Annotated in this window: 12 protein-coding genes; all 12 read right to left on the bottom strand. The window is 71.3% G+C overall.

Annotation, left to right across the window (positions count from 1 at the left end; translation table 11 throughout):
* Positions 1-492 precede the first annotated feature (492 nt).
* Entirely contained in the window at positions 493-2,295 is a 1,803-nt protein-coding gene (locus VGW35_08220; protein HEV8307641.1) for a hypothetical protein, read from the bottom strand.
* A complete protein-coding gene (locus VGW35_08215) occupies positions 2,292-3,146 on the bottom strand; it encodes a response regulator (GenBank protein ID HEV8307640.1) in 855 nt (284 codons plus the stop codon). The genes VGW35_08220 and VGW35_08215 overlap by 4 nt, the downstream gene beginning before the upstream one ends.
* A 17-nt stretch (positions 3,147-3,163) precedes the next feature.
* Positions 3,164-3,598 carry a response regulator gene (locus VGW35_08210; GenBank protein ID HEV8307639.1) on the bottom strand — a complete coding sequence of 145 codons (435 nt, stop codon included), beginning with the start codon at positions 3,596-3,598 and terminating at the stop codon, positions 3,164-3,166.
* A complete protein-coding gene (locus VGW35_08205) occupies positions 3,576-3,986 on the bottom strand; it encodes a chemotaxis protein CheW (protein ID HEV8307638.1) in 411 nt (136 codons plus the stop codon). Before VGW35_08205 ends, VGW35_08210 begins: the two co-directional genes overlap by 23 nt.
* A gap of 8 nt (positions 3,987-3,994) precedes the next feature.
* Positions 3,995-4,417 carry a chemotaxis protein CheW gene (locus tag VGW35_08200; GenBank protein ID HEV8307637.1) on the bottom strand — a complete coding sequence of 141 codons (423 nt, stop codon included), beginning with the start codon at positions 4,415-4,417 and terminating at the stop codon, positions 3,995-3,997.
* A 58-nt stretch (positions 4,418-4,475) separates the two neighbouring features.
* Positions 4,476-5,591: a chemotaxis-specific protein-glutamate methyltransferase CheB gene (gene cheB, locus VGW35_08195; protein ID HEV8307636.1), complete on the bottom strand. Its 1,116-nt coding sequence runs from the start codon at positions 5,589-5,591 to the stop codon at positions 4,476-4,478.
* Positions 5,588-8,497: an Hpt domain-containing protein gene (locus VGW35_08190; GenBank protein ID HEV8307635.1), complete on the bottom strand. Its 2,910-nt coding sequence runs from the start codon at positions 8,495-8,497 to the stop codon at positions 5,588-5,590. Before VGW35_08190 ends, cheB begins: the two co-directional genes overlap by 4 nt.
* The gene (locus tag VGW35_08185; protein HEV8307634.1) at positions 8,490-9,383 is read right to left on the bottom strand and encodes a protein-glutamate O-methyltransferase CheR; all 894 of its coding nucleotides are present in this window, start codon (positions 9,381-9,383) and stop codon (positions 8,490-8,492) included. The genes VGW35_08190 and VGW35_08185 overlap by 8 nt, the downstream gene beginning before the upstream one ends.
* The gene (locus VGW35_08180; protein HEV8307633.1) at positions 9,380-11,206 is read right to left on the bottom strand and encodes a methyl-accepting chemotaxis protein; all 1,827 of its coding nucleotides are present in this window, start codon (positions 11,204-11,206) and stop codon (positions 9,380-9,382) included. Before VGW35_08180 ends, VGW35_08185 begins: the two co-directional genes overlap by 4 nt.
* Before the next feature lie 69 nt (positions 11,207-11,275).
* Positions 11,276-12,598 (bottom strand): ABC transporter substrate-binding protein, encoded by a 1,323-nt coding sequence (locus VGW35_08175; protein HEV8307632.1) that lies wholly within the window; start codon positions 12,596-12,598, stop codon positions 11,276-11,278.
* Between the two features lies 1 nt (position 12,599).
* A complete protein-coding gene (locus VGW35_08170) occupies positions 12,600-13,070 on the bottom strand; it encodes a chemotaxis protein CheW (protein ID HEV8307631.1) in 471 nt (156 codons plus the stop codon).
* Positions 13,071-13,091: 21 nt separating this feature from the next.
* The gene (locus VGW35_08165) at positions 13,092-13,454 is read right to left on the bottom strand and encodes a response regulator (protein ID HEV8307630.1); all 363 of its coding nucleotides are present in this window, start codon (positions 13,452-13,454) and stop codon (positions 13,092-13,094) included.
* Positions 13,455-13,842 lie beyond the last annotated feature (388 nt).

Genomic DNA, 13,842 nt, shown 5'->3' with positions numbered 1-13,842 from the left:
GGCGTCGGCGCCCTCGGCGAACCCCAGCACGTCGTAGCCCGCCTCCTCGAGCGCTTCCACCCAGACTTCGCGGACCGCTTGTTCGTCTTCGACGACCAGGATCCGCCGGGCCGGCACGACGCCCAGTGTACCTCCGGGCCTCGGGAGGGTCAACGAAGCGGGCCCCGCGGCGCGCCCGGGCGGCGCTCCCGCGAGCACATGAGGTCTCGGAGGGGGCCGTAGAAGCCCCCTCCAAGTGAGCTACGGGTGTGCCGGAGTAACCCGACGCCGACCTCCGAGCGCGTGGTGCATCGAGGGGCGCTCCGAGCGGCGGCTGTGCCGCCGCAACCGAGCGGGGGCCCGAAAAGACCTAGGGGGCTGTCGGATTAACCAGACGCTTCGCGTTCACCTAACCGCTTACGGTCGGTGCCCCGCTCCGAGCGCGGGCTTTGCCCGCGCAACCGACTCTTGGGGGAGGGCCTGGGAGGGGGCCGTGGAGGCCCCTCCCATTGTCTACGGGGCGGCCAGACGCGCCGCGGCGCGTTCCATCTGGAGACCGGCGAGCCCCGGTCGGTCCCCCACGTCACCCGCGACCACCAGCACGGTCGCCGGGCTGGCGGCCGCCGCGACGGGCCGCACCGTGACCCGCTGGCGTCCGAGCCGAAGTGTCAGCGACTGGAAGGTCCCGATTCCGCCCGGCCCACCTTCGCCACCCAGCGCCTGGCAGAAGTCGGCCGCGAGCCCGCCCGCCGTCTCGGCGTCCACGCCCGGCGGCAGGAAGAGATACAGGAGGAGCCGACCTGACGGGTCGCGCCGGGCCGCGGGCGTGAGCGGTCCCCACGCCGCGAGCGATCGGGCGAGCTGGTCCACGCGGCCCGGGACGGCGAGGTACGACAGCCGAGACGGCACGACCAGCCCCTCTTCGGGCGGCCCGGCGGTGGCCGAGGGAGGGTCCGGGGTGGCGGGGGCATCGGCAGCCAGCCGCAAGGAGCGGAGCTCCAGGAGCGCGAGGCTGCCACGATGCGGCGTCGCCGCGACCAGCACCGGGCCGCCCGTGGTCACCGGACCGAGCGGCGTGAGGACCATCACTCCATCGGAGCCCCGCACGGTCGCCTGAGTCACTGCCGGCGCCCCGGGGCGCTCGGCCAGGAACGACAGGACGCGGAAGGCCGCGCTCACGACGGCGTCCCGGGCAAGACGTGGCGAGAGAGCCGTGAACAGCGTGGCGCCCATCAGCGTGTGGGCGTCGACCTCGAGAGGGCCGAGAGGGCCGAGCCGGCCGAGACCGGCGGCGACCCACGCGACGCGCGCCGAGTGGTCCGGCGCGACTTCGGGTTCGGCCTCCGCCACATCCGGGAGGGTGGCGGGCGCGGCCGGCGCCGCCGCCACCGCGTCGATGGCCCTGGCGCTGGCGGGCGCGGGTATCGCCTCGACGGGCTCGAGCTCGACGGACTCGAGAAAGAGAGACTCGGAGACGCCCCGCGGCGCCTGATCGACCTCGGGCGACGCCGGGCGGGTCGCCGGCTGTGGCACGACGGTGGGCGGCGGCGCGGCGATCGGCTCGACCGGGGCCGGGGCATCAACGACCGCCACGGGAGCGGGCCGGAACACGGGGTCCGTGGCTGGCTGGCGCGGAGCCGCCGACCGGGTCAGGTCAGCCGGCGCCTCTGCCGGTCGCACGTCGGGACGCGAGGGCGCCGGTCGCGCGGGGGTAGCCGGGGCCGCCGGGAGTCCCGACACCAGGGGTCGCGGTGGCCGGCGCCACTCGGGCGTGACGTCGCCCTCGCGGAGCCGCTCGCCCCCGGCGGTGTGCAACGTCACCTCGGCCTCCCAGACCCGCGCGGCGCGGATCGGCGGCGGCGTCGGCGCTCGCCCCACGCCGCGCCGACGCCGGCGATGGCGCGAGCGGAAGAGGAGGTCACGGAACGGGAAGACGACGAGCGGAACCGAGAACAGCTGCAGGATCGGCGCCGCTGGAAACTCCCAGACCGCCGAATCCAGAGCCGTACCCGGCAGGACGAGTCCCAGCGCCGAATAGACGACCGGGGTCACCAGGGCCAGCAGGACGTGGACGCCGCAGAGCACGATGGCCGCCGCCGCCCGTCGAGCCGTCGAGAGTCCAGGGAGGCCCAGGAGGAGGAGACTGTAGAGAACCGGCGGCGCCGCCACCGGGACCCACCACTGGATCGCCGAGCCTCCGCCCCGCGCCTCGAGCATGGTGGTCGGCGCCCAGACGTAGAGAATGAGTCCACTGGCGGCGAGGAGCCAGGAGGCCGGCTGGGTCAGGCTCTGAATCAGCGGGGCCCGCGCCTTCACATGCTCCTCAGGAGCTCGGGCAACGCGCGCTTGACGCTGTACCGGACCTTTCCGAGCACCGTGGGATCCCGCAGCACGATGGCCAGCATCGCGGCGGATCCGACCGTGTTGAGGACCACCACGCCACCCTCGTACTCCACGATCAGCGCCTGAAGGAGACCTTGCGTCAGCGCGCGGCCGACCCCATCCGCGGACTCCGCGAGCGCCGAGGCCAGGGCCCAGCCCAGCTCCGCGTCGGCCGAGAGCTCTCCCGCCGACTCGATCAGGAACCCCTCGCGGTCGACCAGCGCCGCCAGGACGACGCCAGGCAGCGCGGCGAACTGCGTCAGCGACGTCTTGAGATCGACGGGAACCGGGGTGCTCGAATCGGGCACCGGATCGTGGGGCCGGGTCACGAGACCCGAGAGCGAGGCCAGCGATGGCGCGTCCGCGTCGATCTCGCGCCCCGTCGCCGGCGCGGGACCGAGTCGAGTCTCCCGAGGGGCGCCGGCCGACAGGAACCCGTCGATCTTGCGCACCAGCTCTTCGGCCGCGAACGGCTTCCGCATGACGTCGTCGGAATGCACCTGCGCCGCCCGCTCGAGCACCGCGCCATTGACGATCCCCGAGATCAGCAGCACCGGGGTCTTCGCCAGATCGGGGTGCGTCTTCACGAACTCGCAGATCTGGTACCCGTCCTTGTCGGGCATGATCACGTCACAGATCACCACGTCGGGCGCCTCGCGCTCGATCCGGTCAATCGCCTCGGTTCCGGAGGCGGCGGAGAGCACCTGGATGCTTCGCGCCTCCAGCGCGCGCTCGACCACTTTTCGAATGGTCACGCTGTCGTCGACCACCAGGACCTTCGCCATCGCCCCGACCCGTCTGGCTAGTGCGCCACGCGCTTGGCTTCGGTCGACGGCGCCCCGCGGGGCGGGGCCGGGGTCACGACAGGAGCGGCGCTCCGGGTCAGCAGCTCACCGACCTGGCCGACGAGCGTCGAGACGTTGAACTTGCCCGCGATCACGCGGCTGATGCCAGCCCGGGCCGCGGCGCCCGGGACCGGCCCGGCGGGTCCGGTCAAGAGGAGGAACGGGATCTGCCGGGTCGCGGGATCGGCCCGGATGATCGAGCAGAGCTCGTAGGCATCCATGTCCTGATTCTCGGCCAGGCTCACGATGAGATCGGGCCGGTCCCACTCGAGCATGGTGAGCGCGAACGAGCCGCTCAGGGCTACCGCGACCTCGTAGCCCTCCGCCGCCAGCGCCTTCTGGAGGGCGACGAGGTTTTCCCAGTCCGCGTCAATGAGCAGTACCTTGGCCATACGAACCTCCCAGTCCGTCGGGGTCGAGAAGGACCTCCTCCCGAGGCGCCTCTCCTGGGCCGTGCCGGAATCCCAGAACCTCGTCGACGGGAAGCCCCAGCTCTCCGGCGGCGGCCCTCACGAACACGCACAGCCGAGGACGCACCGCGGGGCGCGGCCGGCGGAGGCCCAGGCGTGGGCCCACATCCACGAGGGGGATCACATGCTCCCGATGAAGCACGACGCCGAGGTGCGCGGGATCCTCGCACGGAAGCGGCGTGTACGACTCGATCCGGGCCACCTCCACGATGTCCCGGGCCGGCAGGGCAAAGCGGTGGCCCTCCAGTCCGAAGAGCACGACGTTCTGGCGCCGCAGCGGGTCAGGTTGCGTCGAACGCCGTCGGAGCACGATCCGCCTCAGCTCGCGGCCGGCGCCGCCATCGGCGACGAGGAATGCCCGGATGGATACCGGGCACTCAGTATCCCCTCCACCCGGATGAGGACGACGAGGCGACGGTCGAGGCGGGCGACTCCCTCGAGCCATTGACGCTCCACGCCCCGGAAGAGAGGGGGCAGAGGAAAGATCGCCTCCGGATCGACGAGGAGCAGGCCGACCGGGCCGTCGACCACGAGGCCGGCGCCGGCGGCGGCTCCCTCCACGACCACCACGAGGCCCCCGGCCTCGGTCGAGGATGGAAGCCCGAGGAGCCGGCGGAGGTCGACCAGCGGATAGGCCCGGGCGAGGAACGAGACGTGCGCGCCCGGGACCTCGCGGGCGAGCAGCGAGTGGCGAACCTGGCGGGCATCGATGCCGTACTCGCAGCCGTCCAGCCCGAACACGACGTACCGACGGCTCGGCCCCGGGCCCGGCCCCTTCGCCGATGTCGGCGTGCTCCGTCTAAGAGGCATAGCCCACCCACTCCCGATAGGCGATCGGGTCGCGGAGGCAGGCGAGGATGGTTTCCGGGATGCGCGCGAGGGGAACTACCGCGTCGACGCACCCCGACTCGACCGCCGCTCGGGGCATGCCGTAGATCAGCGCCGAGCCCTCGTCCTGCGCGATCACCCGACCGCCGGCCCGTCGGATCGCCGCGGCGCCTTCCGCTCCATCCTCTCCCATCCCCGTGAGGACCAGCCCGACCGCGAGAGGTCCCGCGAACCGCGCCACCGACGCCATGGCCAGATTCGCCGACGGGCACCCGCCGCCGTTCTGGGGCGCCGGGCGCAGGGTGACGATGCCGAGCGGGCCGACCACGAGGTCGCGGGACCCCGGCGCCAGGTAGACGACGCCCGGCGTGAGCATCTCGCCGGCGTCCGCTTCTTTCACCTCGACGGCCGAGCGTGCGCTGAGCTCCCGCGCGAGCTGTGTCGTGTACGGCGCCGGCATGTGCTGGACGATCAGCACCGAGGCCGGCAGCTCGCGGGGCAATGCCGGAATCACGCTCAGGAGAGCCGACGGGCCGCCGGTGGAGGCGGCCACCACGACGCAGGCGACCGCTGCCGATGGAGACGGACGCACCGGCGTCCCCGCCCGCCCGGCGCCCTCGGCGCTGCCCACGGCGCCGACGGTCGGGGCGGCGTTCCGCACCGGACAGACCCGGGCCGCCATCTTGACCTTGCGGATCAGCGTCTCCCGGAGCTCCTCGATCTCCCGGCCCACGCTCCCCGTCGGCTTGGTCACGAAGTCCACCGCTCCCAGCTCCAGGGCCCGGATGGTGGCGGCAGCCCCGTCCCGCGTGTAGGCGCTGAGCATCAGGATCGGGGTCGGCCGCTCGGCCATGATCCGCTCGACCGCGACGAGTCCGTCGGCGTGCGGCATGTTGACATCCATGGTCACGACCGTGGGAGCGAGAGCCGCGACCGCTCGCACGGCCTCGACGCCGTCGGCGGCCATCCCGACCACCTCGATCTGCGGATCGGAGGCCAGGATCTGGCGGATGACGCTTCCCATGAACCGGGAATCCTCCACCACCAGCACCCGGATCCGCCGATTCGAGTACCGGAATCCCGTCATCGCGGCGCCCCGCTGAGCTCCGCCTCGGCCGGGGTGGTGGTCAGGGATGCGATGAGCCGCACGAACGCGTGCTCGTCGACCGGCTTGGAAACGTAGTGCTGGACACCGAGTCGCCGCGCCAGGGTGAGGTGCTTCTCGCCGGCGCGCGTCGTCAGCACCACCACCGGGACATTGCGGGTCGACGGGCGGCGCCTCAGATCCTCGATGAGCTCGTAGCCGTTGACGCGGGGCATCTCCAGGTCGGTGATCACGGCGTGCACAGAGCTCTCCGTGAGGTGGTGGAGGGCCTCGGCGCCGTCGTTGGCCGTGATCACGCGGAATCCCGCTCGCTCGAGCATGTGCCCGACGAATTTCCGGACGCTGACGGAGTCGTCGACGAGAAGGACCCGGCGGACCGTGTCCGCCAGGTGGCGGGGCCGGGGCGACTGGGACTCCTCGCCCAAGTCCCGGGTCCACGGGGTGGGGCGCGTCCCCCCCCCGGCCAGCTCGATGAGCCGCGCCGGCTCGACGAGCAGGATCACCCGGCCCTCCCCGGAGATGGTGGCGCCGGCAAACGGTCCGAGACCTTCGAGGAATCCCCCCAGGCTCTTGATGACGATCTCCTCCTTGCCGAGGAGCTCGTCGACGGCCACGGCCACGGACTTCCCCCCGGCGCGGAGGACGACCACGGGGACGCGGGCGCGGGGGTCGGCGGCCGGAAGGGCCAGGACGCGGTCCATCCGGATCAGGTCCACGAGCTGGTCGTCGACTCGCACCATCTCCGCGTGTCCGACCGCCTGGATCTCGCCCGGGCGCACGATGAGGATCACCCGCACGGCGCTGAGTGGGATCGCAAGGGTCTCGGCGCCGCTCCGCACGAGGAGGGCATCCGAGATCACCACCGTCAGGGGGAGCTTCAGCGTGAACCGGGTCCCGGCGCCGGACTCGGTCTCCACGTCGATCTCGCCGTTCAGCCGACTCACGTTGGTGCGGACCACGTCCATCCCGACACCCCGGCCCGACGCGGTGGTCACCGTCGCCGCCGTGCTGAAGCCGGGGAGGAACATCAGGTTGAGCGCCTCGGGCTCGGAGAGGAGCGGGGCTGCGTCGGCCCGCAGGTGCCCCTGGCGGACGGCCTCGCGGCGGAGGAGATCGGTGTCGATCCCCCGGCCGTCGTCCTCGACCTCGACGTAGATGAAGCCGCCCCGGTGATAGGCGCTCAGGTAGATGGTGCCGCGGGCCGGCTTGCCCCGGGCCCGCCGCTCCTCTTCGGGCTCGATCCCATGGGCGATGGCGTTCCGAACGAGATGCAAGAGCGGATCGGCGATCTGCTCGATGACGGTGCTGTCCACCTCGACCGACTCCCCGCTGACCTCCAGCACGACGGCCTTGCCGGCCGCCTTGGCCGCCTCGCGGACCTGGCGGGCGAAGCGGGCGAACAGCTTCCCGACCGGGACCATACGGGCCCGGGTGATCTCGGTGCGCAGGCCGCCCGTCAGGCGCTGGATCTGGGCGGTGTCTTCCCAGATGCTCCGGATGAGGCCCGCCAGCTCGTTCTGGACCTCGGACAGGTCGGCGGAGAGCTCGGCCACGCTCCGGGCCAGGATGTCGAAATCGCTGTAGCGGTCGAACTCGAGCTCGGCGAAGAGCTGGGCGATGGACTCGGCCCCGGCCGCTGGAAGAGACGGTGCCGGCGCGCCGGCGCCGTCGAGCGGGCGCAACGGGGCCGGGCTCGCCTGATGCCTCGCCTCGAAGTCCCGGACGGCCTTGGCCATGCGCGTCCGACTGAACAGCAGGAGCTCCCCTACCCGATCGAGCTGGGTGAGGCGCCGGTCGAGCCGGCTCCGCGCAATCACGAGCTCTCCCACGAGGTTCATGAGCGCGTCGAGGCGATCGAGGTTCACCCGGATACCGGTGCTCGCGGGGGGCGACCGGCGATCGACCGCGACCGGCTCGAGGCGCGGCAGGGCCTCGATCGGGGTGGCCGCCCCGAGAACAGGCTCGGATTCCGGAAGCCCGATGAGCGGCGCGGCGTGAGCCGGGGAGGCCGGCGCCGGCATCAGCTGGCTGAGACCCTCGACGGTGCGCGCGAGGACCGCCTCGAGATCGGCCGGCCGGGCCTCGCCGAGCGCGAGCAGGAGACGCATCGTATCGACGCCCGCGAACACGGCTTCGATCGCTTCGGCCCCGAGGGGGACCCGCTCCTCGCGGACGGCCACCAGGAGATCCTCGATCTGGTGCGCGAGGTCGCCGACGGCCGTGCATCCCACGGTGTAGGCGGCGCCCTTGAGGGTGTGGACCGCCCTGAAGAGGGTCGCCAGCTCCGCCTCGCTCGGTCCCGCCTGCTCCAGGGTGAGCAGGGACTTGGTCATCGCTTCCAGGTGCTCGGCCGCCTCGGGACCGAAGTAGGCCAGGACCTCGGCGTTCTCGGCGAAGAACCGGTCCAGCTCTCCCTGGAGTCCGCCGGCGGCGTCATCGGCGAGCGTGGCCGGCTCGAGGGCCGCGACCGGGGAGGTCTCCCAGGGCGAGGACCGCGTGAAGAACGCCGGGTGGCGGGCGCCGAACGCCGCAATCTCCTCCGCGTCCTCCCGTCCGGAGACGCCGATCCCGTCGAACACCGTCTTGAGGACGCCGACCAGGTCACTCAGGAAGTCGGCGGCCTGGGCCCGGGCCGCGGGTGGCGCGGCCGGAAGCCGTTCCAGGATCTGTTCCATGGCGCCGGCCAGCTCGGACAGCCCGGGGAAGCCGTGGAGCGCCGCCGCTCCCTTGAGGCGATGGCTCACGACCGAGAGTGGCTCGAGCCCGGCCGCCGTCATCTCGCGAGGCTCCCGCAGGCGGCCCAGACCGTCCTCGAGAGTGGCCAGGGTGTCCCAGGCCTCCATGAGGAAGATGCTGAGCAGGAACTCGCGGTCCTGCGGGTCAGTCATGGCGGGTGCTGGCGGCGGTCGTGGCGGCCACGCTCAGGGTAGGCAGCTCGACGGACCGGCCGATTCGCTGATAGACGAAGCCGGCCGGAAGGACCTCGAAGAGCGAGGCCGGCGGCGTGATCCCGTCGGCGTGGCCGAGAAAGAGGAACCCTCCCTCCCACAGGGAGGCGGCCAGCCGGGTCAGGATTTCCTGCTTCACGGCGGGCGTGAAGTAGAGGAGCACGTTGCAGCACACGATCACATGGAACTTCCCGATGTAGAACCCGCGCCGGATGTCGTGGTGACGGAAGCGGACCATCTGCCTCAGCCCGGGGACGACGGCAAAGCCGTCCGGGTCCGGGACGAGGTACTTCTCGCGGTACGCCGGCGGGATGGACGCCACCCGGCTGGCCGGGTATCGGCCACTCACCGCCGCCGTCAGAGCCGGACGGCTCGCGTCGAGCCCGAGCACCTCGACCGGGCAGGTCGGGCGCGCGAGAGTCTCCCGCACCGTCATGGCGATGGAGTAAGGCTCCTCGCCGGTGGCACATCCCACGCTGCAGATCCGCACGCGCGCGCCACCGGTCCGGACCATGGCGGGCAGGACGACCTCCCGGAGGATGCGGTGATGCTCCGCGTACCGGAAGAAGCTCGTCTCGTGGACCTGGAGCGCCTCCTCCAGGTCGCAGTAGAGGCTGCCCCGGCGCTCCGCCGAGGTCTCCAGCTCCTCGAGCCACCGGCGAACGCTGATGAACCCGCGCCTCAGCATCGCCTCGCGCGCCCGGTTCCGCAGGAACGGCCAGCGGGCTTCGCCGAACGCGAGACCGGCCCGCTCGGTCACCAGGGCGGCGAGCCGGGCGAGGTCGGAGGGCTCGAGCTCTCCGGGCATCGATGCCGCGCCGATCACGCGGCCAGCTTGAAGCGCGACAGGCTGGCGGTGAGCTCTTCGGCCAGCCGGACGAGCTGATCGACGGTCTTCCGAGTCTGCAAGGCCCCCTGCTCCGTCTGGACGGCGACGCCGGCGATCGACTGGACGGCCGTCCCCACCCCCTCGGCGCCTCGCACCTGCTGCTGGGTAGCCAGCGAGATGTCGTGGGCCAGCTCGGCGGATTTCTGCGAGATCTGGGCGATGTCCTTGAGGCTCTCCCCGGCCTGGACGGTGACCCGGTACCCGGACTCCACCTCCTGGGTCCCTTGCTCCATGACGACGATCGCCTCGTGGGTCTCGGCCTGGACGTTCTTGATGAGGGAGGCGATGTCCTTGGTGGCCTTGGCCGAGCGCTCGGCCAGCTTGCGGACCTCGTCGGCGACCACCGCGAACCGCAACCCCGCCTCGCCCGCCCCCGCCGCCTCGATGGCCGCGTTGAGGGCCAGGAGGTTCGTCTGGGAGGCGATATCCTCGATGGTGTTCACGATCTCCGAAATCTCCAGCGAGCGGTCGCCGAGGCTCTTGATCTTCTTCGAGATCGTCTGGACCTCTGCCCGGATCCGCTGCATGCCCTCCAGGCTGTTGCGGACGGCCTGGTCACCCTTCTGGGCGGCCTCGAGCGCCTGACGAGCCGCCAGGGCCGAGGACTCCGCGATCTCGGCCACCTGGCGGACGGACAGCGTCAGCTCTTCCACCGCGCTCGCCACGCTCATCGCCTCGCGGGTCTGGCCCTGGGCGCCGGTCGCCATCTGACCGGAGGCCACGATCATCTCGTGAGAGCTGGCCGCCACCCGGAGGGCCGCCTGGCGCACGTCCGCGATGACGGTGCCGATCTCGGCCACCATCACGTTGATGGCGTCGACCACGTTGCCGAGGACGTCGGAGGTCACCTCGCCGCGCCGGGTGAGGTCCCCCTGGGCGATCTCGGTGACCGTGTTCAGGAACTGGGTGATGTGCCGCTGCAACTCCTCGCGCTTCCGCCGTTCCTCGTCGCGCTCGGCCTCCGTCTGCACCAACCCGCGGAGCCGGGCGATGGATTGGTTGAAGGTCTCCGCCAGCTGGCCGATCTCGTCGTGGGTGGTCACCGGGACGACCTGGGAGAGGTCGCCCTGGCCGACGCGCTGGGCGGTCCTGACGAGCTCGCCGACCGGCTTGATGATGCGCCGGGCAAAGACGACCGCGGCGAGCACCGCCAGCAGGGCCACGCCGCCGAACACGGCCAGGAGGTAGTTACGGGACTGGGCGGCCGCCGCGTCGATGATGGCCTTGTTCATCCCGACCCGAACCGTGCCGAGCTGCCCCCCCAGCATCGACACGCCGATGTCGATCACCTCGCGGGTGGCGCCCGTGACCGGATCCGGATACTGGATCTCGCGCACCTGCGGCTTGACGGCGTCCCCCGAGACGAGGTTCTTCTCGATGAGGCCGGCCGGAACCAGGGGAACGAAGGTGTGGGCGACGAGCGTCTTCTGGGTGTCGTAGACCATGACGTAGGCGACGCCGCTGATGGCCGCGAATTGGTCCACCAGGGCCTGGACGGTCGACGCGTCGCGGGTCAGGATCAGGTCGACTCCGGAGCTGGCCAGACTGTTCGCGATCGCGCTGCCCTTGGAGGTGAACTCCTCGGTCATCCGCTCGCGGACGGCCTGGACGGACAGGTACCCCGTGACGGCGGCCAGCGGGACGAGCACCGCCGCCAGGAACACGATGATCTTGGCCAGCAGGCCGAACCGCCGTCGGAGGCGCGTCGGCGCGCCGCTCACCTGGGGCAGACGGTTCGGGGTCTCCATCCGTGTGACCATCTTGTCCTCCCCTCCGGGAGCCAGCCAGATTGGGCCGTCGACGTCGATGGGCCGGGACCTAGCCACGGCTCAAGCCCTGACCGCGGCCCCCCAGTCGGCGATGGGGGCCCAGCGGCCGTTGTCGACGCGCGTGAAATAGACGTTGTCGAGCCCCTGATGGCGCTCGGGGCCGAATGCGAGCGGCGCACCGACTCCGAGGTCGAAGTTCCGGATCGACTCGAAGGCCTGGCGAAGCCCCGCCCGCGTCGGGTTCACCCCCGCCCGGCGCAGTCCCTCGACGATCACCTTGGCGTTCACGAACCCCTCGAGACTGATGAAGCTCAGGCGCTGGGGCGGATACTTGGGGTCGCGGAGAGCCTCCGGTACCCCGGGCGAGTACTTGTCCATGAGGGCGCGGTACTCGGCGACACCGGGCAGGCTCAGGTCGTCGTAGCTCGGCACCACCTGCGAGTTGACGAGGGCCCGCGTGTAATCGCGACCCGTCGTCTGTCCGTGCTTCACCAGCAGGCTCAGCATGGCGTCCGAGCCGACGAACGACACGTTGGAGATGGGGACGTTCCAGCCCAGGTCGCGGGCGGACTTGACGAAGGCGCCGCAGCCCTGGTAGGCGCCGGTACAGAGGACCACGTCGACGCCCGCCTCGCGGAGCGCCTTGGCCGCCGGAGTCATGTCGTCTTCGAACTTCGCGCCCCGCTGATAGGTGGCCTCGGCCGCGATCTTGGCGCCCTTGAGGGCGAGCCCACGGGCCACGCCATCCGTGCCGCTCCGCCCGTAGGCGTCGATCTGGTAGTACACGCCGAACCGCCGAGCGCCCTGCTGCCAGAAGCGCTCGACCAGCGCCATCATCTCCTGCCGATACGAGGCGCGGATGTTGAACACGTGCTCGACATAGGGGGCCTCGCGCTGGGGCTGGGCCCCGGTGAAGTTCCCGACCAGGATGACGTCGCCGTAGCGCTTGATCACCGGCAGCGCGCGGGTCAGGGTCGGCGTCCCCACATAGTTGGAGAGGAAGAACGCGCCCTCCTTCTCCACGAGCTGGATCGTGTTCTTGATGCACGGGATGGGCTCGTAGCCGTCGTCGAGGGCCACCACGGTGATGGAGCGGCCATGGACCCCGCCCTTGGCGTTGACCTCCTGGTAGTACGCCTGAGCGCCACGGTAGAACTCGGTCCCCAGCCCGGCCGCGGTCCCCTTGAACGCCGCGCTCATCCCGATCTTGAGCTCCTTCGGCGTCACGCCGGGAGCACTGGCGGTCGCAGCCTCCGGGGGACCCTTGGGGGCCGTCGCGCCCGGAGTCATGGCCGTCTGGGCCCAGGCGGCCGCCCGGTCGCCGACGAGAAGGCCGCCCGCGATACCTCGGGTGAGAACACCGAGAAACGCTCGCCGTTTCATCTCAGTCTCCCTTTCCGCTTGCGCCGACACGGAGGGCTTCCAGGATCTTCGGGGCGTCGAGCAGCGTGGCGAGGCCGTCCTCTCGCTCGAGGAGGCCCAGGCCGAATTCGCCGAACTCCCGCCGCGCCGCCTCTCCCAGCGGGATGAGCTCCGCGATGGAGGTGAGGCCCAGGATCTCGTCGATGGCGACGGCCACCTGAAAGGAGGCGGCCTCGATCACCAGCGCCCTGCTCCCGCGACCGGTTCGTCCGGGCGCCAGCCCGAGAAGCGGCCGGATGTCCAGGATGGGGAGGATGTGACCCCGGAGGTTGGCGACTCCCACCAAGTGAACGGGGGTCCGGGGCACGGCGGTCAGATCCTCGAGAACGACCACCTCCCTCGCCCACCGCACGTCCAGGGCGAGGAGCTCCCCCGACAGCCGGAAGAGGCACACCCGCAACGTGCGGGGCGGGTCGAGGACGGTGGTGCTCATCGCGGGTGGGCGCTTCCGCCCCTACCGGACGAACCGGCGGACCGCCGCCAGCAGCTGCTCGGGGGTGAAGGGCTTCGGGACGTACTCGTCGGCGCCCTGGCGCTTCCCCCAGACCCGGTCGCTCTCCTGGTTCTTCGAGGTCACCAGGACGACCGGAGTGTGCTTGGTCCGCTCGTCCTTCTTCAGGGCCCGGAGGATCTCGTACCCGTTGCGGACAGGCATGATGACGTCGAGGAGCAGGACGTCGGGTCGCTCGGCGACCATCTTGTCCTCGAGCTCGATACCGTCCACGTACGAGACCACCTGATGGCCGGCGGATGCCAGGATCGACTCCATCATCTTCAGCTCGGAAAGGGCGTCGTCGACGACCATGACCTTCGCCATCTCGTGCCTGCGCCTCCCTGTGAGGTGGAAATTGCGGACTGACCGCGGGCCAGGAGAAAGGTGCAGGTCGAATGCCAGGAATGTGAGGTTGCTAAGAGCCTGACTCTCAAACTGGAACGGGTTCAGACCCGCCCCACTCGGTGAGCCGCGTGCCAAGATGACACGCCACCCGTGACACCCTGGCACACTCGGTCGGAACGATTGCGCGCCGAGGCTCGTCTGGCCACCGCGGGTCGGTGGTCGCTCCGAGCGCCGGCTTTGCCGGCGCAACCTGTCCTGGGGGAGGTCTCGGAGGGGGCCGCGGAGGCCCCTCCGAAGAGACTAGAGCGTCAGGCGGCCGGCCCGGTAATCCGCGACGAAGCGATCGATCTCGGCGAGGCCGGCCCGG

The organism is Candidatus Methylomirabilota bacterium, assembly GCA_036005065.1.
GTDB lineage: Bacteria > Methylomirabilota > Methylomirabilia > Rokubacteriales > DASRDR01 > DASYQW01.
The sequence above is the reverse complement of the archived record's forward strand: the minus strand, read 5'-3'. Positions and strand labels throughout refer to the sequence as shown.

Excerpts from the sequence above, each read along its gene's own strand:
- VGW35_08215 (HEV8307640.1), bottom strand. The coding sequence starts at position 3,146 with ATGGCGAAGGTCCTGGTGGTCGACGACAGCGTGACCATTCGAAAAGTG.
- VGW35_08210 (HEV8307639.1), bottom strand. The coding sequence starts at position 3,598 with ATGGCCAAGGTACTGCTCATTGACGCGGACTGGGAAAACCTCGTCGCC.
- cheB (HEV8307636.1), bottom strand. The coding sequence starts at position 5,591 with ATGACGGGATTCCGGTACTCGAATCGGCGGATCCGGGTGCTGGTGGTG.
- VGW35_08190 (HEV8307635.1), bottom strand. The coding sequence starts at position 8,497 with ATGACTGACCCGCAGGACCGCGAGTTCCTGCTCAGCATCTTCCTCATG.
- VGW35_08180 (HEV8307633.1), bottom strand. The coding sequence starts at position 11,206 with ATGGTCACACGGATGGAGACCCCGAACCGTCTGCCCCAGGTGAGCGGC.
- VGW35_08175 (HEV8307632.1), bottom strand. The coding sequence starts at position 12,598 with ATGAAACGGCGAGCGTTTCTCGGTGTTCTCACCCGAGGTATCGCGGGC.
- VGW35_08170 (HEV8307631.1), bottom strand. The coding sequence starts at position 13,070 with ATGAGCACCACCGTCCTCGACCCGCCCCGCACGTTGCGGGTGTGCCTC.
- VGW35_08165 (HEV8307630.1), bottom strand. The coding sequence starts at position 13,454 with ATGGCGAAGGTCATGGTCGTCGACGACGCCCTTTCCGAGCTGAAGATG.